This is a genomic window from Streptomyces prunicolor NBRC 13075 (assembly GCF_000367365.1).
Classification (GTDB): Bacteria; Actinomycetota; Actinomycetes; order Streptomycetales; family Streptomycetaceae; genus Streptomyces; species Streptomyces prunicolor.
Window position 1 is genome coordinate 24,954 of record NZ_BARF01000139.1, and the last position, 22,419, is coordinate 47,372.

Below are 22,419 nucleotides of genomic sequence, written 5' to 3' on the forward strand. Positions count from 1 at the left end.
CGCGGCCCCGGCCGTCGAAGCGGGACCGCATCTCGTCGCCATCCATCAACGGTCTCCGTAGCGGGGCAGTTCCTGGGGAAAATCGTGGGCGCCTTGGCATTCGGCCAGTTTGTGTACATGTTTGGTGACTTGATAGGCGATGTCGGTCAAGGCCTGTCCCAATGGCGTGCCGGTTGCTTTGGTGTCTCCGTCCACCCACAGCCTGGTGAGGACCGCATAGTCTTCAGACGCGTTATAGGAAGGGATTGAGGGAGGTGAGCAAGGTGCGTATACCTCCACATAATCACTGTTGAGTTGTGTCAATGCCTCTATGTCATCTGCTGTGGTGTGGATGATCTTGTTGGTTCCGCCGTTTTTCGAATAGCTCTTGAGCCAGTCCGCCTTGGAGATGGGGCGGACCCGGGTTTCACTCAAGAGGGACGAGTTGTTGGTGGTGGTAACGTGACAGTAATAAGTGAGGTCCGCCCTCGAATTTTGACGGTCAGTCCATTGGTCGGCTGATCGTGCCGGTGGCAACACCTGGATGACCAGGTCCCGTTCAACGGTGCCGTCACAAACCCTGGACGGTAGGTTTTCCAGCCCCTTGGTGAAGAAGTGAACATATGCGAACCCGGAGATGCCCGCAGTGCAGAGAATTGTCAGACTGAAAAGAACCACTTTCACGCTTTTTCGACTAGCGACTTTTTCTCGACTCCAACTCAACTTACCCATTCGGGCGCTCCTTGGAGCGAGAGAGGAGCTCGCTGGCATTGTCGAAACCATCCTCGACGGATCGTCCGACGGTGTCGTCTATCCCATCCTTCGGGAGATCCACATGATTCCGACGCATGGCTTCCTCGACTGACCATACGGTTTGTTCGTTCACTGAGTTCCGCGTTTGGTAGAAGTCGTGTGCAGAGTGGTACAAGGCTTGATCGCCAGCGCCGGTTGCCTGCGGTCCCTGGATATGGTCAACGGCCGCCCCAGCGATGGTGGCTAGCCCTCCTCCGACCACACTTCCCATTACGTCTCCTCCGAGCTCTGCAGGAACCTTGAGAAAGGTCATGCCGACTTGGATCCAGGTTTTGGCATAATCCCCCTTTTCCTTCATTGCGCTGTTATATTCGCTCTCGCTCGCGACAGCGGCTTCAACCTCGCCGTCCGCCACGGAATGTGCGACGAGACCTTGGATGATGCCCGCGTTCCTGCCGATATCCCCAAGGAGTTGCTGTTGCGGTCCATCGAAGAGAGATGGGTCCGACAAATGTGATTCCGTGAGGGCGGTGGTATAGAGGCTTTCTCCGAAGACAATGCCAGCCCGCCCGGCGGGGTCTGCGGACACTTCGGAAATGAATCTCGCGACGTCAGGGACCATTTCTTTGAATCCATTCGGGCTTTCGCTGTTCGTAAGGAAGACGCTACCGGATTGCGGGCCGTTCAATGCTTGACTAATCTCAGGCATGTAGGAAGCCGCCATGTTGCCGAAACTGTCACCCAAGCCGTAGCCCACGAGCCCCGCGCCCCCGCCAGGCTGCGCCACCGCCTTCATGATGTTCGCCATGATGTGTACTTGAGCCACGCTGTGCCCCGGTGCCTTGGTGGTGGTGTCACCGTCGGCAACTCCCGTGACGGCGGCTTCCAGGGCGCGGCCGAGGGACTCACCTCGGTCTGTGTAGCCGGTGGTGCCGAGCATGTGCTCCAGATCCGACTTGGACTCGAAGGCGTGTTCCGCCGCCTCGGGATTGTGGGAGAGGCCGTCGAACAGCCCCTCCAGTGGGTCTCTGCCGTTCCCGTCGCCGAAGACGAGATCCACGGCGTCGTACCCCTTGACCCACAGGTCATGGGTGCCGGCGTCCCCTGCTGCCTTGTCCGCCTTGAACAGCTGTTCCCGGTAGTCGCCGAGGAACTCGGTGTCGTACTCGCCCTTACGCATGAGGCTGCTGATGACCTGAGAGCCCAGGGCGCCGACGGGGTTGGGCGAGTCGGTGGCGCGGAAGTTCGTGTTGCGCTCGGCGATGAGGTCCTTCTTCCAGTCCCGCATGGCGTCCGAGTCGGAGAAGGATGCCGTGGCCAGGGTCAGGCTCATGTTCGCCTGTAGGTCCTTCATGGCCGTGAGCTCCGAGCCCCTGGCACCAGCGTGGACGGAGGTCATCTCGGTCCAGAACTGGAGCGTCCCCTTGGCCCCCAGACGGGTCGCGAACTGCTCGGCGAAGAGGGGATCGTCGTGGTACTTCTCCATCGTGCGGTTGAAGACCGCGATGTCGTCGAGGCTCATGTCGGCCGGGTCCTTGGCCATCTTCGCCAGTTTCTCCGCAGCCGCGACGGCCTTTGCCGCCTCGTCCCGGTCCGTGTAGGAGGCGTCGGCGAAGCCGTACTTGGCCTCGTCGACAAGAAGCCTCAGAACCTTTGCGGCGCTCTGGTCGCTCTGTGTCGCCTTGGTCAGGATGCCTTGGATCTCGTCGCGGAAGCCGTTCACCGTTCCCGGATCCGTCACGCCGGTTTTTCCGCTGGGGTCGGACGCCCAGTCGGGCCGGGTGTTCCCGGCGACGGTGAACGTGCCGGCGCCGGTGTCGATCACGCTGAGGTTCTGCTGCGAGGCCCGGGTGATCGCGTCGTTCAACTGGGCACGGAAACCGATGAGTTCGCCCCGGGTATCGGCGAGGATCTTCGTGATGGAGTCGGCCTGGGTATGGGCGTCGGCGAACTCGGTGGCCGTCTTGTCGACGAACTCGCGGGTGACAGTGGCGTTGACGCCGGACCAGTTGGCTTTGTCCGCCCTGCCCTTGAGGTTGCGCTCCGCGTCCTCCTTGAGGGTCGCGAGCTTTGTCGTCATCTGTTCCCAGTCGGTGATCGCCTCGCCGAGCTTCGAGAAGTTACCGAAGCGGAGAGCGTCGAGGTCCATCAGCGGCCCGTCCTGTGTGGTCGAAGCCGATGTCCAGCAGGGAGATGCTGCTGAGAGTGCCCGCGATGAAGCTTTCGTCGGCCGCGTGCTGGTTCTTGGTGAACCGCAGGTGGTTCGAGATGTGCGCGCAGGCGTCCAGCAGGGACTGCACCTGGTCGACCCAGCGCTCCGCGACATGATCGAGAGCCCCGCCGAGTGCGAAGCCTTCGTCCTTGAGTCCGCCGGCGGCCGCCGTGGAGGCGACACGGGCGTAGTCGCTGTACTGCCCGAAGTCGTCGAACAAGTCCTGTGCCGCCGAGCCGATCGCGGCAAGATCCTTCTGGCTGACGGTGAGGTCGCCCCATGCGCTCTTACCCCCGCCCCCACCGCCTCCCGAAGGCGCGAGCTGGTTGAGTTGCATGTGCGCCGACTGCTTCTGAGCCGCCTCGGACTTCAGCTGCTCCCACTCGTCCCACGCCATGCGCGGCCCCTCCCCGTCGGTCTGCTCGGCCCTCGTCCCGACGAAGGCCGGCGAGCTACCTCGCGTGCTTCGACTTGGCGGAACCGATCTCTCAATTTACCAATGGATCAGCTTCACTTGACCGATTCCAAAAGGGAAACGACCAGCCTCCGCATCCCCTCCACAGGCCGCCTTCTGAGTCACTGCGGGGGCCTGAGGAGCCGATGCGCTGAGCGGACCCGGAGCTCAAGCGTCAGGGCGTGTCCGGTGGCGCGACCGGCGCGGGAGCGGTGTGTGGCCACGACCAGCGATGCCTCACTGCGCGGCACCGCTGGAGCCTGGGCCTTCGAAACTCACGGTCAACCGCGCACAAAGCCGTCAGGAGAACCGCCCCGCAGCCACCACCCAGGTACACCGCGCCCACGCCTCACGCCCCGCCGAGGCCTACGGCAGCGTTCCAGCCCCGGCGCCCCCTCAGTACTCCCCTTCCGGCATCAACCCCGTCTGCACCAACGGCTTCCCCCGCTTCCGCGACACGAACACCCCGCGCCCCGCAGGCATCGGCCGCGGCCGCACCCCGCCCAGGACGTCGCCCTCGCCGGGGTCGCCCGCCAGGACGACGCCCTGGGCGCCAAGTTCCTGCATGCGCTGCATGAACGGCTCGTACGCGGCGCGTCCGGCGCCTGCCGTGGAGCGGGCGATGATGAAGCGGACGCCGACGTCACGGGCGAACGGCAGCATCTCCGTGAGGTTGCCCAGGGGGTTGCCGCTGGACGTGGAGACGAGGTCGTAGTCGTCCACGACCACGTACACCGTCGGGCCCTGCCACCAGCTCCGCTCGCGGAGTTGCCGGGCCGTTACGTCGGCCGTCGGGGTACGGCGCTGCATCAGGTCCGCCAGGGCGACCATGTGGTGGTCCATGGCGTTGGACATGGGGATGTACTCGGCGAGGTGCGAGGCCGGCGTCGCGTCCAGCAGGGAGCGCCGGTTGTCGATGACGAAGAGCTTCGCCTCGTCGCCGGTGTACCGCTCCGACAACTGCTTGATCAGCAGCCGCAGCAGGTTCGACTTGCCCGACTCGCTCTCGCCGAACACGAGGAAGAACGGGTCCTGCTCGAAGTCGACGAAGACCGGCTCCAGATTGTTCTCGTCGATGGCGAACGTGACACCGCGCTGCGGGAACCGGTCGCCCGGCGGCAGTTGCGCGGCGGCCAACTCGCGTGGCAGCAGCCGTACTTCGGGCGCACCCGGCGCCTCCCAGTGCCGGGACACCTCGGTCGCCAGCGCCTGGGTGGCGTCGGCCAGGTCGGTGTCCGAGACGAGGCCGTCGATGCGCGGCACCGCCGCCATGAAGTGCAGCCGCTGCGGCGACACACCGCGTCCGGGGACACCGGTCGGGACGTTCACCGCCACCTTGCGGTCGATCTCGGAGTCCATGGTGTCGCCGAGCCGCAGTTCGAGGCGGTTCATCAGGTGGTCCTTGAGGTTGGCGCGGACCTCCATCGACCGGGACGCGGTGAGCACCAGGTGGATGCCGAAGCCGAGGCCGCGCGCGGCGATGTCCAGGACCGCGGCCTCCAACCCCTCGTAATCCGCGCGGAAGTTGCCCCAACCGTCGATGACGAGGAAGACGTCACCCCAGGGCTGGTCCGTGACCGAGATCTGGCCGCGCGCCCGGCGGGAGCGGAACTCCGCGATCGACGGGATGCCCGCCGAGCGGAAGTACTCCTCGCGGCGCGTCATCACGCCGTACACCTCGGAGACCGTGCGCCGGACCTTCTCGGGGTCCAGGCGGGAGCCGACGCCGCCCACGTGCGGCAGGCCGGCCACCGAGGACAGACCGCCGCCGCCGAAGTCGAGGCCGTAGAACTGGACTTCGTACGGGGTGTGGGTCAGGGCGAAGGCGCAGATCAGGGAGCGCAGGAGGGTGGACTTGCCGGACTGCGGGCCGCCGACGATCTGCATATGGCCGGCCGCGCCGGAGAAGTCGATCCACAGGTGGTCGCGGCGCTGCTCGTACGGCTTGTCGACCAGGCCGACCGGGACCACCAGCCGGCCCGCGCCCTCGTAGCCGGGCTGGGTGAGTCCGCGGCCCTGCACCGCCGTGAGGCCGGGCAGGAGTCCGTCCAGCGAGGGCGGGCTGTCCAGCGGCGGCAGCCACACCTGGTGGGCCGCCGGACCCTGCGCCTCAAGGCGGCGCACGATGACGTCGAGCACCGTGTCGGCGAGCGCGTCGTCGATGTCCGGGGACTCGGTGCGCTGCTGCGGCACCGCCGTGTACTGCACCGGCACTTCGGCCGCCGTGAACAGCACCGGCCGCCGGTCGACCGGCAGTTGACCGGCACCGAGCGACGCCTGCGAGGTGCCCGAGCGGTAAGTACCGGACACATAGGCGGCCTTGAACCGCACCATCTCGTCCGTGCCGTACTTCAGGAAGCCGGACCCGGGGACGTTCGGGAGTTCGTAGGCGTCCGGCACGCCCAGCGCGGCCCGCGACTCGGCCGCCGAGAAGGTGCGCAGACCGACGCGGTACGACAGATAGGTCTCCAGGCCGCGCAGCCGGCCCTCCTCCAGGCGCTGCGAGGCCAGCAGCAGATGCACGCCGAGCGAGCGGCCGATCCGGCCGATCTGCACGAACATCTCGATGAAGTCCGGCTTGGCGGTGAGGAGTTCGCTGAACTCGTCGATCACCAGCACCAGGGAGGGGATCGGCTGGAGCGGGGCGCCCGCGGCGCGCGCCTTCTCGTAGTCGTGGATGTTGGCGTAGTTGCCCGAGTCGCGCAGGAGTTCCTGGCGGCGGTTGAGCTCGCCGCGGATGGAGTCGCCCATGCGGTCGACCAGCGTCAGATCGTCCGCGAGGTTGGTGATCACGGCCGCCACGTGCGGCATCTGCGCCATGCCGGCGAAGGTGGCGCCGCCCTTGAAGTCCGCGAGGACGAAGTTCAGCGTCTCCGAGGAGTGGGTGACCGCGAGGCCGAGGACCAGGGTGCGCAGCAGCTCGGACTTGCCGGAGCCGGTGGCGCCCACGCACAGTCCGTGCGGGCCCATGCCCTCCTGCGCGGCCTCCTTGAGGTCGAGCATCACGGGCCGCCCGTCCTCCCCGAGCCCGATCGGCACCCGCAGCCGCTCGGCCAGCGAACGCGTCCGCCAGGTGCGCTTGGTGTCGACGGAGGCCGCGTCACCGAGGTTCAGCAGATCGGTGAACTCCAGGTTGGCGAGCAGCGGTTGGTCGTCGTCCCCGCCGGACGCCATCCGCAGCGGCGCCAACTGCCTTGCGAGCGCCTCGGCGGACTCGTACGAGAGGGCGTCGGGCGTCCCCTCGTAGACGTCTCCGTGTCCGGACTCCAGATGCAGCGACGTCGGCTGTACGACGATGGAGAGCTCGCCGCGGACCGCGGCCGGTTCGCCGGGGACGACGTCGACGAGCGTCACGCCCTGCAGGCCCTCGGGGTTGGCCAGGACCGAGTCGGGGGGCAGGGAGACCCCGTCGAGGACGATGACGATGTGCGGCTCGTCCGGCAGCGCTGTCGCGTCGGGGTGGAAGCGCGGACGGCCGGTCAGCCGGGCGGAGATCAGGTTCTCCAGCTCGCGGATGTCGCTGTCGATCAGCCGGCGGGTGCCCGCGCCGTCCGTGGCACCGGGCGCCTGCGCGTGCGGCAGCCACTTGGCCCACTCCCAGTGCGGCAGGGACTCCCTGGCCGCCGCGACCACGATCATCAGGTCCTCGGGCGAGTGCAGCGCCGCCAGCGAACCGGCCAGGGCCCGGGCGGAGGACCGTACGGACTGCGCCTCGCCGCTGATGGTGAGGTAGGAGAAGGCGCGCAGGGAGACCGCCATCGGCAGGTCGTCCAGGGTGCCGTGGACGGACAGGAAGCGCTGCATCGCGCCCGCCGTCAGCGGCTCCAGTTGGTCGACCCCGCCGGTCTCGGGGGCGATGAGCGCGGTGGCGAGCGCCTGCCGGCCGAGGCCGATGCGCACCTGGCCGAAGTCCTCGTCGCCCGGCCGCCGTTCCCACACCCGGCTGCCCTCGGCGACCAGCGCCCAGAGCTGCTCGGGGGAGGGGTGGAGGTAGTACTGCGCGTCGCGCTGCGCCCGCGCGGTGTCCAGGGCGGTCCGCCGGGTCTGCGCCAGGTAGCGGAGATAGTCGGTGCGCAGATCCGCGAGCTGACCCTGGTTGCCGCGGCGGAAGCGGACCACCATGGCGATGGACATGGCCACCGTCGAGACGATCATCACCATGCCCATGATCTTCATGAACGGCTGTCCGTTCGTGAAGAAGAACACCACCGAGCCGCCCATGCCGAGCGTCGGCAGCAACTGCATCAGGACGCTCTCCTGATGCCCCCGAGGCAACTCCGGCGGAGGTTGCAGGACGATCTCGTCCGTGGGCACCTCGGACGGCAGCGCGCGCGGCGGGCGCTTGACGACGATGTGGCTCACTGCTCACCAATTCCCTTGCGCGGCCCCGGGACTACCGTCCGCCACCCCGTGTCAGGCGGACGCAGGCCGCCGCGCGATCCTACTGACTTCGCGCGGGACGGGTGAGCGGTAGGGTGCCGGATGTTCGCGTGAGCACACGCGAACCAGGCTGGAAAAACAGGGCATTTCACGCGATGTGAAGGTGTGCGGGACGTGCTGCGCGACACCTTCACGACGCAGACGCAGAATCATCATTGAGGGGGAGCAGCAGGTGAGCATCACGGCCTCCGCGGCGGGCGGGCCCGGTACCGGAGCCCCGGTCGGCACCGGACCGGGGCTCGGTTTCTGCCGGGTCACGATCGTCGCGCCCGACAGTCGCATCGACGTGGCACTGCCCGACGACATCCCGGTCGCCGACATCTATCCGGAGATCCTCAGGCTCTCCCGGCAGAGCCCCACCGAGGGCGCCCCGGTCGGCTATCACCTGGTGCGCCGGGACGGCACCGTCCTCGACAGCTCCCGCACGTTCGCCGCCCAGCGCATTCTCGACGGCGAACTCCTCACCCTGCGCCCCTTCTCCGAGTCGCTCCCGCCGGCCGTGTTCGACGACGTGTCCGAGGCGGTCTCGGCCGCGGTGACCCGCGAACACACGCTGTGGAGCGGCGAGTTGACCCGCGCGGCCGGCCTCGTCGGCGGCGGTGTCCTGCCGGCCCTGCTCGCCTTCGTCGCCTGGACCGCCGACCCGCGCCACGACATGAACAGCCTGCCCGGCATCCTCGCCGCGGTCGTCGGCATCCTGCTGGTCGTCCTGGCCTGCGTCCGCGCCCGGGTCTACGACGACCGGTCCTCGGCCATCGCGCTGGGCCTCGGCGCCCTGCCCAACATCGGGGTGGCCGGCTCGGGCCTGCTGCCGCTCACCGACGGCCAGGGGATCGGCAAACTCCAGTTCCTCCTCGCCTGCGCGGCCGTGCTGGTGGCCGCCGTCGTCCTCACTCTGTGCTCACCCGGCGGGGACGCGCCGTTCGTCGCCCTCGTGTTCGCGTCCGCGGTCGGCCTGATCGTCGCGTTCATCGCGATCCGGGCCCACTGGACCCCGTCCGAGATCGCCGCCCTGTGCGCCCCGGTCGCGGTCGGCGCGCTGGCCTTCCTGCCGGGCCTCTCGATGCGCTTCGCCCGCCTGCCGATCGGCTTCGACCCCCCGAACACCGCCCCGCGCAGCGCGTACGGCACCGAGCCCGCCGCCCAGGAAGCGGTCGACACCGAACGCGTCGCCGCCCAGGCCCGCCGCGGTCACGAACTCCTCGTCGGCCTCGTCGGCGGCTGCGCGGTCACCGCCGTCGGTGCCACGGCGGTCCTCGGCTTCTCGAACGACGTCTGGGCCCAGCTGCTCGCCCTCGCGACCGGTGTCGCGCTGCTGATGCGCGCCCACCTCTTCCGCTACACCGCCCAGGTCGCCCCCGTCCTGGCCGCCGGACTCGGCTCCCTCGTGCTGCTCGGCCTGGGCCTGGCGCTCAACCCGCCGACCTCCCTGATCCACGAGGCGCTCCGCGGCGACCGCGGCGGCCTCGACCTCCGTACGGTCTGGCTCGTCGCGGCGATCGCGGCGGCCACCGCGCTGGTGACCGCGCTCGGCCTGATCGTCCCGCGCAGCGGCCTCACCCCGTTCTGGGGGCGCTTCCTGGAGATCGCCGAGGGCTTCGTCCTGCTGACCCTGGTGCCGCTGGCACTCGCCGTCTTCGACGTGTACGCGACGGTCCGGTCACTGACGAGCTGACCCGGCGTCTGCTTCCCGTAGGGGACAGCTTCTCGTAGGGGACGGCCGACGAGAAGCAGACGTATGCCCGTGAACAGACGCATGCCCGCGAACAGGCGACGAAAGGATTCGTCCGCGTGAGCTTCGGCCCACCTCCCACCATGTACACCCAGTCCACCGTCGCCGAGGACGGCCGGCGCAAGAAGCGCCGCCGGAACAGGCTGCTCGGACTGCTGGCGGTCGTTCTCGTCGCGGCCGTGGGCACGGCCGGCCTGCTGGCGGCCGGGGGCGACAACAAGACGGAGGCGACGACCGACAACGCCCCGGCGGCGAGCCAGGGCCGCCTCGACGTCCGCGAGACCGTGGAGAAACAGCCCGCGAGTACCACCGGAAAGATGGCCGTCCGTTTCTCGGTGGACGACATGAGCCCGGGCGAGGAGTACCAGATGCCCGGCATGTGGGCGACGGACAAGATTCTTGCCAAGGGCATCAACAAGACCGTCATCGGCCTGCGCATGGGCACCGACGCCGTCCCGGGCGACGAGAAGTGGAAGCTCCCCCTCGACGGCCCGATCTGCGGCTACACGCGCCATGTGAACGGCGAGAACCGCACGGCTGTCCTGTACCGGGCCAACGACCGGGGCGGTGCCTACTGCAACCACGTGGCGTTCTTCGACCTCGACGACGGCAGCGAGGTCTGGGAGACCGACTTCCCCTATTCCAAGCTCGGGGACGAGACGAGCTCCGCGACGGGCGGTGACGACCAGGACACTCCGAGCGTGACCCTGACGCACGGCACGGTCGTGGTGACCTGGGGAGGTGGCACCGACGCGTACAGCATGACCACGGGGAAGCGACTGTGGGAGACGACGTCGACCGGCTCCTGCCAGGACATGGGCGCCGCCGGCGGAGGCGCGCTGCTCGTACGCCAGGAGTGCTACCACGACGACGCCCCTCTCGGCTCGCTGGCAGCCACCACCTACAAGGCCCGCAAGGTGGACCCGAACACGGGCAAGGTCCTGTGGACGTACACCGCCGCGAAGGGGATCCGGGACCTCGACATCCCGTCCGCCGAGCCACCTGTCCTGGCCGTCCAGGCCGGCGAGATCGGCATCTCCGAGATGCTCTCCCTCGACGCCAAGGGCAAGATCCGCGCCGTGGTCCGCCTCCAGAACGGCACCTACGTCGGCGAGTGCGCGTACGACGACTACCTCACCATCGACGACTGCCCGACCATCGCCGTCGGCGACGGCCAGGTCTTCCTGCGCAGCAAGGAGTCGGGTGAGCTGGTCAACTCCAACTGGCTCATCGGCTTCGACCTGGCGACCGGGAAAACCACCATGAAGTTCGACTCCGGCCCCGGCTCGCTCCTGTATCCGGTACGGATGAGCGGCGACAAGCTCCTCGCCGTGCGCGTGACCGACCAGCACATCATGCCTTCGGGGCTCGTCAGCCTGGATCCGAAGACGGGCAAGGAGACCCCGTACCTCTACTTCGATCTGCCGGAGGAGGCAGACCTGATGACGATGACCGACTACAACGACATCGTCGTCCAGGACGGGCGCATCTTCTTCGGCGTCAAGAAGGCCGAGGGCCCCGCCGCCGGCCAGTCAAAGTGGGTCTATCTCGTCCTGGGCATAGAGAGCATGGCGGTGAAGTAGCCGCGGCCCCGCACGCACGCGACGGGGGGTGGGGGTCGGCCGAACCCTCGGCCGACCCCCACCCCCCGTCGCGCGAAGGCGCTACGCGTCCGCCCCCGGCTCCCCGTCGTGCGGCGCCGGCTCCAGGTCGAACTCCCCGTCCCGGGCGCCCAGCACGAAGGCCGTCCACTCCGCCTCCGTGTACCGCAGCACGGTGTCCGGGTCGAGCGACGAGCGCATGGCCACCGCACCGTCGGGCAGGTCGGCGATCTCGACGCGCTCCTCGTGCTCCTCCGTGCCCGGCGCGCTGCGCCACTCGACACCCGAGATGTCGAGGGCGTACAGCTCGTCCCGCTCCCGCTCCTTGCGTGCCTTGATCTCCTGCTCCGTCTCCGCCATGGCGAAGCGACCCCTTCCGGACGAACCGACGTGATCCACGCTCCATCCGTGGACGGAACGCTCCGTCCACGGATGGAAGTCACCCTAGTGGCCGTATCCGCCCCGGTCAGGGCCCTTCACGGACCTGGACCGAGGCATCCCCCCAGGCTGGTACGCTGTGTAGCGGCCGTTTGTGTACGCACCCCTGGAGCTCAGCGCTCCGGAGGCAGCGCCCTACGGATCCCGCCTCCCGAGTTACGGAAGCTCCCCTGAGAAGTGGACCAGGGGCACTCGGTGGCACATCTCAGACTACGAGGAGTACGCGTGTCGCTCGACGCCGCTACGAAGAAGCAGCTCATCAGTGAGTTCGGTCAGAAGGAGGGCGACACCGGCTCCCCCGAGGTCCAGGTCGCCATGCTCTCGCGCCGTATCTCGGACCTGACCGAGCACCTCAAGACCCACAAGCACGACCACCACTCCCGTCGTGGTCTGCTGATCCTGGTCGGTCAGCGCCGTCGGCTGCTCCAGTACCTGGCCAAGAAGGACATCCAGCGCTTCCGTGCGCTGGTGGACCGCCTGGGCATCCGCCGCGGTGCTGCGGGCGCCAAGTAAGACGCCGTGAGGGGAGCGGGTCCCGAAGCGATCGGGAGCCGCTCCCTTTGCCGTATGTGCGGATTGCCCGTACGTGCGGAAACGTGCGGAGTGTCACTCACGCTTTGTAGTGTGGTAGCACAACGCACGATGTGAACGCAGAACGTACGACCCAGCACGACCACGTGCGACAGAGCACGACCACGAAGAGGAGAAGCGCGCCTCGCAGCCGCCGGTCCTCGGTAGTGGCCCCCGGGCAGGAAACCCCGGGTGCTTCGATCGAAGACCGGCCCGCATCAGACAGCGCTTCTCCGCCACCGTCCCCCCGCCACACGGGCGGGGAGGGACGAAAGACGACAAGTAACGGAGAAAACGCTAGTGGAGAACGAGACCCACTACGCCGAGGCCGTCATTGACAACGGTACTTTCGGCACCCGCACCATCCGCTTCGAGACGGGCAGGCTGGCCAGGCAGGCCGCCGGCTCCGCCGTGGCGTACCTGGACGACGACACCATGGTGCTGTCGGCCACCACTGCCTCCAAGAAGCCCAAGGAAAATCTCGACTTCTTCCCCCTCACGGTGGACGTCGAGGAGCGGATGTACGCCGCCGGCAAGATCCCCGGCAGCTTCTTCCGCCGTGAGGGCCGCCCCTCCGAGGACGCGATCCTCACCTGCCGGCTGATCGACCGCCCGCTGCGCCCGTCCTTCAAGAAGGGCCTGCGCAACGAGATCCAGGTCGTCGCCACGATCATGGCCCTCAACCCCGACCACCTGTACGACGTCGTGGCGATCAACGCCGCCTCCGCGTCCACGCAGCTGGCCGGTCTGCCCTTCTCCGGCCCGATCGGCGGCGTCCGCGTCGCGCTGATCAACGGCCAGTGGGTCGCGTTCCCGACGCACACCGAGCTCGAGGACGCCGTCTTCGACATGGTCGTCGCCGGTCGTGTCCTGGAGGACGGCGACGTCGCGATCATGATGGTCGAGGCCGAGGCCACCGAGAAGACCATCGCGCTGGTCGCGGGCGGCGCCGAGGCGCCCACCGAGGAGGTCGTCGCCTCCGGTCTGGACGCCGCGAAGCCCTTCATCAAGGTGCTCTGCAAGGCCCAGGCCGACCTCGCCGCCAAGGCCGCCAAGCCGACCGGCGAGTTCCCGGTCTTCCTCGACTACCAGGACGACGTCCTGGAGGCCCTGACCGCCGCGGTCAAGAGCGAGCTCTCCCAGGCGCTCACCATCGCCGGCAAGCAGGACCGCGAGGCCGAGCTGGACCGCGTCAAGGAGATCGCCGCCGAGAAGCTGCTCCCGCAGTTCGAGGGCCGCGAGAAGGAGATCTCCGCCGCGTACCGCTCGCTGACCAAGTCCCTGGTCCGTGAGCGCGTCATCAAGGACAAGGTCCGCATCGACGGCCGCGGTGTCACCGACATCCGCACCCTGGCCGCCGAGGTCGAGGCCATCCCGCGCGTGCACGGTTCCGCGCTGTTCGAGCGTGGCGAGACCCAGATCCTGGGCGTCACCACCCTCAACATGCTCCGCATGGAGCAGCAGCTGGACACCCTCTCCCCGGTGACCCGCAAGCGCTACATGCACAACTACAACTTCCCGCCGTACTCGGTCGGCGAGACCGGCCGCGTCGGCTCCCCGAAGCGCCGCGAGATCGGCCACGGAGCGCTCGCCGAGCGCGCCCTGGTCCCGGTCCTGCCGACGCGCGAGGAGTTCCCCTACGCGATCCGTCAGGTCTCCGAGGCCCTCGGGTCGAACGGCTCGACGTCCATGGGCTCGGTCTGCGCCTCCACCATGTCGCTGCTGAACGCCGGTGTGCCGCTGAAGGCCCCCGTCGCCGGTATCGCCATGGGCCTGATCTCCCAGGAGATCAACGGCGAGACGCACTACGTCGCCCTCACCGACATCCTCGGTGCGGAGGACGCCTTCGGCGACATGGACTTCAAGGTCGCCGGCACCAAGGAGTTCGTCACCGCCCTCCAGCTCGACACCAAGCTGGACGGCATCCCCGCCTCCGTCCTGGCCGCCGCGCTCAAGCAGGCCCGTGACGCCCGCCTCCACATCCTCGACGTGATGATGGAAGCGATCGACACGCCGGACGAGATGTCCCCGAACGCCCCGCGGATCATCACCGTCAAGATCCCCGTGGACAAGATCGGCGAGGTCATCGGCCCGAAGGGCAAGATGATCAACCAGATCCAGGAGGACACCGGCGCCGACATCACGATCGAGGACGACGGCACCATCTACATCGGTGCCGCGCAGGGCTCGCAGGCCGAGGCCGCTCGCGCAGTGATCAACGGCATCGCCAACCCGACCATGCCGGAGGTCGGCGAGCGCTACCTGGGTACGGTCGTCAAGACCACCACCTTCGGCGCGTTCGTGTCGCTGCTCCCGGGCAAGGACGGTCTGCTGCACATCTCGCAGATCCGCAAGCTCGCCGGTGGCAAGCGCGTGGAGAACGTCGAGGACGTCGTCGGCGTGGGCCAGAAGGTCCAGGTCGAGATCGCCGAGATCGACTCCCGCGGCAAGCTCTCCCTCATCCCCGTCATCGAGGGTGAAGAGAGCGGCGACGACAAGAAGGACGACGACGACAAGTGACGTCGACCAGCTCCACGACGACGGCCCGCACCTCCTCGGAGGCGCGGGCCGTCGCCCGTACCCAAACCCTCATCCAGGGCACGAACGGCATCGGCACGGTCCGTAAGACCACCCTCCCGGGCGGCCTGCGCATCGTCACCGAGACGCTGCCCTCGGTCCGCTCCGCGACCTTCGGCATCTGGGCACACGTGGGCTCCCGCGACGAGACGCCGTCCCTGAACGGCGCCACGCACTACCTGGAGCACCTCCTCTTCAAGGGCACGCACAAGCGCAGCGCGCTGGACATCTCCTCCGCGATCGACGCGGTCGGCGGTGAGATGAACGCGTTCACGGCGAAGGAGTACACGTGCTACTACGCGCGCGTGCTCGACACCGACCTGCCGCTCGCCATCGACGTCGTCTGCGACATGCTGACCGGCTCCCTCATCCGTGAGGACGACGTCAACGTCGAGCGCGGCGCCATCCTCGAAGAGATCGCCATGACGGAGGACGACCCGGGCGACTGCGTGCACGACCTGTTCGCGCGCACGATGTTCGGCGACAACCCCCTCGGCCGCCCCGTCCTCGGCACGGTCGACACCGTCAACGCCCTCACCGCGGACCGCATCCGCCGCTTCTACAAGAAGCACTACGACCCGACCCACCTCGTGGTCGCGGCCGCCGGCAACATCGACCACGACAAGGTCGTACGACAGGTCCGCGCGGCCTTCGACAAGGCGGGCGCCTTCCGCACCCCCGAGGCGGCACCCATCGCCCCGCGCGACGGCCGCCGCGTGCTGCGCTCCACCGGCAAGGTCGAGCTGATCGGCCGCAAGACCGAGCAGGCGCACGTCGTCCTCGGCATGCCGGGCCTGGCCCGCACCGACGAGCGCCGCTGGGCGCTGGGGGTCCTCAACACGGCCCTCGGCGGTGGCATGTCCTCCCGCCTCTTCCAGGAGGTCCGGGAGAAGCGCGGCCTGGCCTACAGCGTGTACTCGTACACGTCCGGCTTCGCCGACTGCGGCCTCTTCGGCGTCTACGCCGGCTGCCGGCCCTCGCAGGTCCACGACGTGCTGAAGATCTGCCGCGACGAACTCGACCAGGTCGCCGAACACGGCCTGTCCGACGACGAGATCGGCCGCGCCGTCGGCCAGCTCCAGGGCTCCACCGTCCTGGGCCTCGAAGACACCGGCGCGCTGATGAACCGCATCGGCAAGAGCGAGCTGTGCTGGGGCGAGCAGATGTCCGTCGACGACATGCTCGCCCGGATCGCGTCGGTCACCCCGGACGAGGTCCGCGAGGTCGCCCGCGAGATCCTGGGACAGCGGCCCTCGCTGTCGGTCATCGGCCCGCTCAAGGACAAGCAGGCGGCCCGACTGCACGACGCCGTCGCCTGACACCCGCCTTCGGAACCCGTATCCGGTTTCGGAACCCGTATCCGGTAAGGAAGCAAGAACGATGAGCAAGCTGCGCGTGGCGGTCCTCGGTGCCAAGGGCCGGATCGGCGCCGAGGCGGTACGAGCCGTCGAGGCCGCCGAGGACATGGAACTGGTGGCCGCCCTGGGCCGGGGCGACACCCTGGAGACGCTCACGGCTTCGGGCGCCCAGGTCGCGGTCGAACTGACCACGCCCGCCTCGGTGATGGACAACCTCGACTTCTGCGTGGGCCACGGCATCCACGCGGTCGTCGGCACGACGGGCTGGACCGACGAACGCCTCGCGCAGCTCAACGGCTGGCTGGCCAAGTCCCCGGAGACGGGCGTCCTCATCGCGCCCAACTTCTCCATCGGGGCCGTACTCACCATGAAGTTCGCGCAGATCGCCGCGCCCTACTTCGAGTCGGTCGAGGTCATCGAACTGCACCACCCGAACAAGGTGGACGCCCCCAGCGGCACCGCCACTCGCACGGCCCAGCTCATCGCGGAGGCCCGCGCCAAGGCGGGCTCGGCCCCGGCGCCGGACGCCACGACCACGGCCCTGGACGGCGCGCGCGGCGCGAATGTCGACGGCATCCCGGTGCACGCCGTCCGGCTGCGTGGCCTACTGGCCCACCAGGAGGTCCTGCTCGGCGGCGAGGGCGAGACGCTGACCGTCCGCCACGATTCGCTCCACCACAGCAGCTTCATGCCGGGCATCCTGCTCGGCGCCCGCCGCGTGGTGACGACCCCGGGCCTCACCTTCGGCCTGGAACACTTCCTGGACCTGGGCTGAGACTCACGACATGCGCGCCAAACTCACCTACGCCGTCACGGCCGCCGTCCTGGTCTTCTACTTCGTCCTGGTCGGCAGCCGCGGCGTCATGCTCATACAGTCCGGCACGCTCATCACGGTCACCTTCGGGATCGCGGTCCTGATCCTGCCGGTGATCGGCATCTGGTTCCTCTGGAAGAACACCCAGTTCGTCCGCAACGCCAACAAGCTCGCCGCCGAACTCGACGCCGAAGGCGGCCTGCCCGTCGACGAGTTGAGGCGCACCGCCGGCGGCCGCATCGACCGCGACTCCGCCGACGAGGTCTTCGCCAAGCGCAAGGCCGAGACGGAGGACGCCCCCGACGACTGGCGCAGCTGGTTCCGCCTGGCCGTCGCCTACCACGATGCCCGCGACACCCCGCGCGCCCGCAAGGCGATGCAACGCGCGATCGCCCTGCACGACGGCAGACCCGTCCAAGCCTGAACTCCCGAAACGCCCGTACGCCGAAGGGGCCGCCCCGCACCCACTGCGGACCGGCCCCTTCGGCATACGGCTGTGTGCCTTACGGCTGCTGTCGGGCGGTCAGCTCCGCCGGTACTCGTCGGACCACACTTCGACCGAGTCCGCGGCCCGGTCGAAGGAGGAGGCCCGCGCCACGAAGTCGATGTCGTGCGTGGTCAGCAGCGCGGTCACATCCTCCGGAGCACGGTCCTTGCGTACGAGGAGCAGCGCCTGCCCCTGCACTGTGCGCGGCAGCCCGAGCCAGCGCACCGGCTGCTGCACCGTGCGTACGGCGGCGACCCGGTCCCACCGCACCGTGAGGGTGAAGAGGAACCGCACCCGGCGCAGCCCGCGCGCGCTCACCCACACGCCCATGCGCAGCAGCCGCAGGGCGCAGAGGATGACGACCACCGCGATACCGAGGATCACCGCGGCCTCGGGCCGCGAGCCGGTCAACGCGATGATGACGGCGGCGAACAGCACGTACGACGCGAGCAGCAGCACGAGCGCCGCTGCCGCCACCCGCCACGGTCCGGGCCGGTAGGGGCGCCGCCAGCGGTCGCGGTCGTCGAACGGCAGCGCGAGCTCGTCCGCGGCCTCGAATGCGCGGTCGGCCGTAAGGAAGGGCAGGGGCACGGCTGGTGTCCTCACTGAATCCATGCGTGGGCTGTGCCCGGTGAGGCTATCCGGCCGTGTTCCCGCTCACCACCGTTGGGGGTCCGGATGAGTCATGGTCAGCTGTACGGCTGCGCGCCAGGTCAGCGATTGTCGGCGGCCTGGGACTGCTGGTTCTGGGTCGAGAGGTTGTTCTGGGACAGCGCCGGCATCCCGAGGACCAGAGAGCCCACGATTCCGGCGATGATGGTGAGGCCCAGGAGCCAACGCCCGGCTATCTGCCCGGCGGACGCACGCTCACGCGGCGGCGGGGTGACATTGCTGCGGAAGCGGTCGGTCTCGGCGATGAAGGCGAACGGAACAGGTTCGCGCCGACGGAACATCGGTGGTGCTTCTCCCCTCTGGGGTCGAGTCGGGATCGAACGGGTGGCTCTCACCAATACAGACGAGCGAACGCCCCAATCGGTGCCCTGTTTCACCGAATTCGCAGAAGTTCGCCAATGAATGTCGCGGCACGGCACCGAACGCCCCGATGTCAGTGCCGGGCCGTAGAGTGGGCGCCGCCCGAGAGACGTGATGGAAGGACCCTCCGAGCCGTGACCGACACCCCCGCCGACGACCTCAAGCCCAGTTTCCGCAGCGATGTCACCGTCGAGCTGGTCAAGCACACCGCGTCCGACGCGGACGTGCTCTTCGCCGCCCGCGTCTCGACGATCGGCGAGCAGTCCCTGGACGAGATGGGCAAGGACCCCGAGCGCTCCAAGGGCCTGATCAACTACCTGATGCGCGACCGGCACGGCAGCCCCTTCGAGCACAACTCCATGACGTTCTTCATCAGCGCCCCGATCCTCGTCTTCCGCGAGTTCATGCGGCACCGCGTGGGCTGGTCCTACAACGAGGAATCGGGAAGGTACCGGGAGCTCCAGCCGGTCTTCTACGTCCCCGGCGAGTCCCGCAAGCTGGTCCAGGAGGGCCGCCCGGGCAAGTACGTCTTCGTCGAGGGCACCCAGGCCCAGCAGGAGCTGGTCGGCCGCACCATGGAGGACTCGTACCGCCAGTCGTACGAGGCGTACCAGGAGATGCTCGCCGCCGGCGTGGCCCGCGAGGTCGCCCGTGCCGTCCTCCCCGTAGGCCTCTTCTCCTCGATGTACGCCACGTGCAACGCGCGCTCGCTGATGCACTTCCTCGGACTGCGCACACAGCACGAGCTGGCGAAGGTGCCGTCCTTCCCGCAGCGGGAGATCGAGATGGTCGGCGAGAAGATGGAGGAGCAGTGGGCCAAGCTCATGCCGCTCACCTACGCCGCCTTCAATGCCAACGGCCGTGTCGCCCCGTAGCGCACCTCTGTTTGCCGGTCGGGCACACATGTACGGATGGGCCGCACGAAGTGTCCGTATTGCGGCATTTGGAGAAGTTCATCTAGCCTGATCAAACGGACCCGGCACTGCTTGAACCCCCGAGCAGGCAGTGCCGGGCTCCATATTTGTCACGACTTGTCGCCTGCCCCTAGGGCAGACCCCGCATTGAGCAGCGAGTAGCGTGTCACCCATGGCTCCGACCTCCACTCCGCAGACCCCCTTCGGGCGGGTCCTCACCGCCATGGTCACGCCCTTCACGGCGGACGGCGCACTCGACCTCGACGGCGCTCAGCGGCTCGCTACCCACCTGGTGGACGCAGGCAACGACGGCCTGATCATCAACGGCACCACCGGTGAGTCCCCGACCACCAGCGACGCGGAGAAAACGGATCTCGTACGAGCCGTACTGGAAGCGGTCGGCGACCGCGCCCACGTCATCGCGGGCGTCGGCACGAACGACACCCACCACAGCGTCGAACTCGCCCGCACAGCCGAACGCACCGGCGCGCACGGCCTGCTCGTCGTCACGCCGTACTACAACAAGCCCCCGCAGGAGGGCCTCTACCGCCACTTCACGGCCGTCGCCGACGCCGCCGAACTGCCGGTCATGCTCTACGACATCCCCGGCCGCAGCGGCGTCCCGATCGGCACCGAGACCCTGGTCAGGCTCGCCGAGCACCCGCGCATCGTCGCCAACAAGGACGCAAAGGGTGACCTCGGCCGCGCCAGCTGGGCCATCGCCCGGACCGGCCTGGCCTGGTACTCCGGCGACGACATGCTGAACCTGCCGCTGCTCTCCGTGGGCGCGGTCGGCTTCGTCTCGGTCGTCGGCCATGTGGTCACACCCGAACTGCGCACCCTGGTGGAGGCGTACGTCTCCGGTGACGTCCAGAAGGCCACCGAGATCCACCAGAAGCTGCTTCCCGTCTACACCGGCATGTTCCGCACCCAGGGCGTCATGACCACCAAGGCCGCGCTCACCCTCCAGGGACTGCCCGCCGGACCGCTGCGCTCACCGATGGTCGAGTGCTCGCCCGAGGAGATCGCTCAGCTCAAGATCGATCTTGCCGCCGGCGGGGTACAGCTCTGACAACGGACTTCACAACTGAATACGCGGGGCTTCGGCGCCCGCACCCCACATCCGATAACTGCTTTTGCACGAACGTCATGCGCGCCACGTGCCCACAGGTACGTGGCGCGCATGGGTAGGAGAGTCTTTTGAGTCATCCGCATCCTGAACTCGCCCCGCCGCCCAAGCTCCCCGAAGGCGGCCTGAGGGTCACCCCACTCGGCGGCCTCGGGGAAATCGGCCGGAATATGACGGTCTTCGAATACGGCGGCCGCCTGCTCATCGTCGACTGCGGCGTGCTCTTCCCCGAGGAGGAGCAGCCCGGCATCGACCTGATCCTGCCGGACTTCACGTCCATCAGGGACCGCCTCGACGACATCGACGGCATCGTCCTCACGCATGGCCACGAGGATCACATCGGCGCAGTCCCGTATCTCCTTCGTGAGAAGGCGGACATCCCGCTGATCGGCTCCAAGCTGACCCTCGCCCTCATCGAGGCGAAGCTCCAGGAGCACCGCATCCGGCCGTACACGCTGGAGGTCGCAGAGGGGCACCGCGAGCGAATCGGTCCCTTCGACTGCGAGTTCGTCGCGGTCAACCACTCGATCCCGGACGCGCTCGCGGTCGCCATCCGCACCCCCGCGGGCATGGTCGTCCACACCGGCGACTTCAAGATGGACCAGCTCCCGCTGGACGGTCGTCTGACAGATCTACACGCGTTCGCACGGCTGAGCGAGGAGGGCATCGACCTGCTCCTCGCCGACTCGACGAACGCCGAGGTCCCGGGATTCGTCCCGCCCGAGCGCGACATCTCTAACGTCCTGCGACAGGTCTTCAGCGGCGCTCGCAAGCGGATCATCGTGGCGAGCTTCGCCAGCCACGTTCACCGCATCCAGCAGGTCCTGGACACGGCGCACGAGCACGGCCGCCGGGTCGCCTTCGTCGGCCGCTCGATGGTCCGCAACATGGGCATCGCCCGTGACCTCGGCTATCTCAAGGTCCCGCCGGGCCTGGTGGTCGACGTCAAGACGCTCGACGACCTCCCGGACAGCCAGGTCGTCCTGGTCTGCACGGGCTCGCAGGGCGAACCGATGGCCGCCCTGTCCCGCATGGCCAACCGCGACCACCAGATCCGCATCGTCGCGGGCGACACAGTAATCCTGGCCTCGTCGCTTATCCCGGGCAACGAGAACGCGGTCTACCGGGTCATCAACGGCCTCACCCGCTGGGGCGCCAACGTCGTCCACAAGGGCAACGCCAAGGTCCACGTCTCCGGACACGCCTCGGCCGGCGAGCTGCTGTACTTCTACAACATCTGCCGGCCGAAGAACCTGATGCCGGTCCACGGCGAATGGCGCCACCTACGGGCCAACGCCGAGCTGGGCGCCATGACAGGCGTCCCGCACGACCGCATCGTCATCGCCGAGGACGGCGTGGTCGTCGACCTCATCGAGGGCAAGGCCAAGATCTCGGGCAAGGTCCAGGCGGGTTATGTCTACGTCGACGGCCTCTCGGTCGGCGATGTCGGCGAACCCGCGCTGAAGGACCGCAGGATCCTGGGGGACGAGGGCATCATCTCGGTCTTCCTCGTCGTGGACTCGTCCACCGGCAAGATCACGGGTGGCCCGCACATCCAGGCCCGCGGCTCCGGCATCGATGACTCCGCCTTCGTGGACGTGGTCCCGAGGATCACGGAGGTCCTGGAACGCTCGGCCCAGGACGGCGTCGTAGAACCCCACCAGCTGCAGCAACTGATCCGCCGCACGCTGGGCAAGTGGGTCTCCGACAACTACCGGCGCAGGCCGATGATCCTCCCGGTCGTCGTGGAGGTCTGACGGTCGTACGACCCCCTCGTACGCGTGAACCTGGAGCGGGCCGCCTCGATTTGCATCGAGGCGGCCCGCTCCAGTACGTTTACGGCTCCGCCTGAGGGGGAACCCGGACACTTCGCGTGTACGGGAGCCACTCCCGAAGGGCCGGAAAATCCGACTCAGAACTTCTGATAAA

The 22,419-nt window shown here is 68.2% G+C and carries 17 protein-coding genes; 10 read left to right on the forward strand and 7 right to left on the reverse strand.

The window, feature by feature from the left end:
* Positions 1 to 45: 45 nt before the first annotated feature.
* From SPR02S_RS63705 to eccCa, 4 genes are all read right to left on the reverse strand, one after another.
* Positions 46 to 711: a hypothetical protein gene (locus SPR02S_RS63705; RefSeq protein ID WP_158698015.1), complete on the reverse strand. Its 666-nt coding sequence runs from the start codon at positions 709 to 711 to the stop codon at positions 46 to 48.
* Entirely contained in the window at positions 704 to 2,881 is a 2,178-nt protein-coding gene (locus SPR02S_RS50960; RefSeq protein ID WP_019064781.1) for a hypothetical protein, read from the reverse strand. The genes SPR02S_RS63705 and SPR02S_RS50960 overlap by 8 nt, the downstream gene beginning before the upstream one ends.
* Positions 2,853 to 3,341: a hypothetical protein gene (locus SPR02S_RS50965; protein WP_019064782.1), complete on the reverse strand. Its 489-nt coding sequence runs from the start codon at positions 3,339 to 3,341 to the stop codon at positions 2,853 to 2,855. The genes SPR02S_RS50960 and SPR02S_RS50965 overlap by 29 nt, the downstream gene beginning before the upstream one ends.
* A gap of 453 nt (positions 3,342 to 3,794) precedes the next feature.
* Positions 3,795 to 7,760, reverse strand: a complete 3,966-nt coding sequence (gene eccCa / locus SPR02S_RS50970) for a type VII secretion protein EccCa (protein ID WP_019064783.1) — start codon at positions 7,758 to 7,760, stop codon at positions 3,795 to 3,797.
* A 250-nt stretch (positions 7,761 to 8,010) separates the two neighbouring features.
* On the opposite strand from eccCa, the gene eccD reads away from it, so the two are divergent.
* Both eccD and SPR02S_RS50980 read left to right on the forward strand, forming a co-directional pair.
* Positions 8,011 to 9,513: a type VII secretion integral membrane protein EccD gene (gene eccD / locus SPR02S_RS50975; protein ID WP_019064784.1), complete on the forward strand. Its 1,503-nt coding sequence runs from the start codon at positions 8,011 to 8,013 to the stop codon at positions 9,511 to 9,513.
* A gap of 116 nt (positions 9,514 to 9,629) precedes the next feature.
* The gene (locus SPR02S_RS50980; protein ID WP_026151655.1) at positions 9,630 to 11,153 is read left to right on the forward strand and encodes a PQQ-binding-like beta-propeller repeat protein; all 1,524 of its coding nucleotides are present in this window, start codon (positions 9,630 to 9,632) and stop codon (positions 11,151 to 11,153) included.
* Between the two features lie 81 nt (positions 11,154 to 11,234).
* On the opposite strand, the gene SPR02S_RS50985 is transcribed toward SPR02S_RS50980, so the two are convergent.
* Entirely contained in the window at positions 11,235 to 11,531 is a 297-nt protein-coding gene (locus SPR02S_RS50985) for a DUF397 domain-containing protein (protein ID WP_019064786.1), read from the reverse strand.
* A gap of 303 nt (positions 11,532 to 11,834) precedes the next feature.
* On the opposite strand from SPR02S_RS50985, the gene rpsO reads away from it, so the two are divergent.
* The 5 genes from rpsO (at position 11,835) to SPR02S_RS51010 (ending at position 17,352) form a co-directional block, all read left to right on the forward strand.
* Positions 11,835 to 12,122 (forward strand): 30S ribosomal protein S15, encoded by a 288-nt coding sequence (rpsO, locus tag SPR02S_RS50990; RefSeq protein WP_019064787.1) that lies wholly within the window; start codon positions 11,835 to 11,837, stop codon positions 12,120 to 12,122.
* A gap of 357 nt (positions 12,123 to 12,479) precedes the next feature.
* Positions 12,480 to 14,699, forward strand: a complete 2,220-nt coding sequence (locus tag SPR02S_RS50995; protein WP_019064788.1) for a polyribonucleotide nucleotidyltransferase — start codon at positions 12,480 to 12,482, stop codon at positions 14,697 to 14,699.
* A complete protein-coding gene (locus SPR02S_RS51000; protein WP_019064789.1) occupies positions 14,696 to 16,075 on the forward strand; it encodes a M16 family metallopeptidase in 1,380 nt (459 codons plus the stop codon). The genes SPR02S_RS50995 and SPR02S_RS51000 overlap by 4 nt, the downstream gene beginning before the upstream one ends.
* A 61-nt stretch (positions 16,076 to 16,136) precedes the next feature.
* Positions 16,137 to 16,889, forward strand: a complete 753-nt coding sequence (gene dapB / locus SPR02S_RS51005; RefSeq protein ID WP_019064790.1) for a 4-hydroxy-tetrahydrodipicolinate reductase — start codon at positions 16,137 to 16,139, stop codon at positions 16,887 to 16,889.
* A 10-nt stretch (positions 16,890 to 16,899) separates the two neighbouring features.
* Complete coding sequence (locus tag SPR02S_RS51010; protein ID WP_019064791.1) at positions 16,900 to 17,352, forward strand: tetratricopeptide repeat protein; 453 nt, start codon at positions 16,900 to 16,902, stop codon at positions 17,350 to 17,352.
* 99 nt (positions 17,353 to 17,451) lie between these two features.
* On the opposite strand, the gene SPR02S_RS51015 is transcribed toward SPR02S_RS51010, so the two are convergent.
* Positions 17,452 to 18,006 (reverse strand): SCO5741 family PH domain-containing membrane protein, encoded by a 555-nt coding sequence (locus tag SPR02S_RS51015; protein ID WP_019064792.1) that lies wholly within the window; start codon positions 18,004 to 18,006, stop codon positions 17,452 to 17,454.
* Positions 18,007 to 18,128: 122 nt separating this feature from the next.
* Complete coding sequence (locus SPR02S_RS51020) at positions 18,129 to 18,368, reverse strand: hypothetical protein (protein WP_019064793.1); 240 nt, start codon at positions 18,366 to 18,368, stop codon at positions 18,129 to 18,131.
* Positions 18,369 to 18,581: 213 nt separating this feature from the next.
* Here SPR02S_RS51020 and thyX point away from each other — a divergent pair, with 213 nt between their 5' ends.
* From thyX to SPR02S_RS51035, 3 genes are all read left to right on the forward strand, one after another.
* Positions 18,582 to 19,322, forward strand: a complete 741-nt coding sequence (gene thyX / locus SPR02S_RS51025) for an FAD-dependent thymidylate synthase (RefSeq protein ID WP_019064794.1) — start codon at positions 18,582 to 18,584, stop codon at positions 19,320 to 19,322.
* Between the two features lie 211 nt (positions 19,323 to 19,533).
* Positions 19,534 to 20,433, forward strand: coding sequence for a 4-hydroxy-tetrahydrodipicolinate synthase (gene dapA, locus SPR02S_RS51030; RefSeq protein WP_019064795.1), 900 nt, complete (start codon positions 19,534 to 19,536; stop codon positions 20,431 to 20,433).
* 128 nt (positions 20,434 to 20,561) lie between these two features.
* Positions 20,562 to 22,247: a ribonuclease J gene (locus SPR02S_RS51035; RefSeq protein WP_026151656.1), complete on the forward strand. Its 1,686-nt coding sequence runs from the start codon at positions 20,562 to 20,564 to the stop codon at positions 22,245 to 22,247.
* Positions 22,248 to 22,419 lie beyond the last annotated feature (172 nt).

What these genes read in the sequence shown, in the direction of transcription:
- SPR02S_RS63705 (WP_158698015.1), bottom strand. Translation starts at nt 711, where the DNA reads ATGGGTAAGTTGAGTTGGAGTCGAGAAAAAGTCGCTAGTCGAAAAAGC.
- SPR02S_RS50960 (WP_019064781.1), bottom strand. Translation starts at nt 2,881, where the DNA reads ATGGACCTCGACGCTCTCCGCTTCGGTAACTTCTCGAAGCTCGGCGAG.
- SPR02S_RS50965 (WP_019064782.1), bottom strand. Translation starts at nt 3,341, where the DNA reads ATGGCGTGGGACGAGTGGGAGCAGCTGAAGTCCGAGGCGGCTCAGAAG.
- SPR02S_RS50985 (WP_019064786.1), bottom strand. Translation starts at nt 11,531, where the DNA reads ATGGCGGAGACGGAGCAGGAGATCAAGGCACGCAAGGAGCGGGAGCGG.
- dapB (WP_019064790.1), top strand. Translation starts at nt 16,137, where the DNA reads ATGAGCAAGCTGCGCGTGGCGGTCCTCGGTGCCAAGGGCCGGATCGGC.
- SPR02S_RS51010 (WP_019064791.1), top strand. Translation starts at nt 16,900, where the DNA reads ATGCGCGCCAAACTCACCTACGCCGTCACGGCCGCCGTCCTGGTCTTC.
- SPR02S_RS51020 (WP_019064793.1), bottom strand. Translation starts at nt 18,368, where the DNA reads ATGTTCCGTCGGCGCGAACCTGTTCCGTTCGCCTTCATCGCCGAGACC.
- dapA (WP_019064795.1), top strand. Translation starts at nt 19,534, where the DNA reads ATGGCTCCGACCTCCACTCCGCAGACCCCCTTCGGGCGGGTCCTCACC.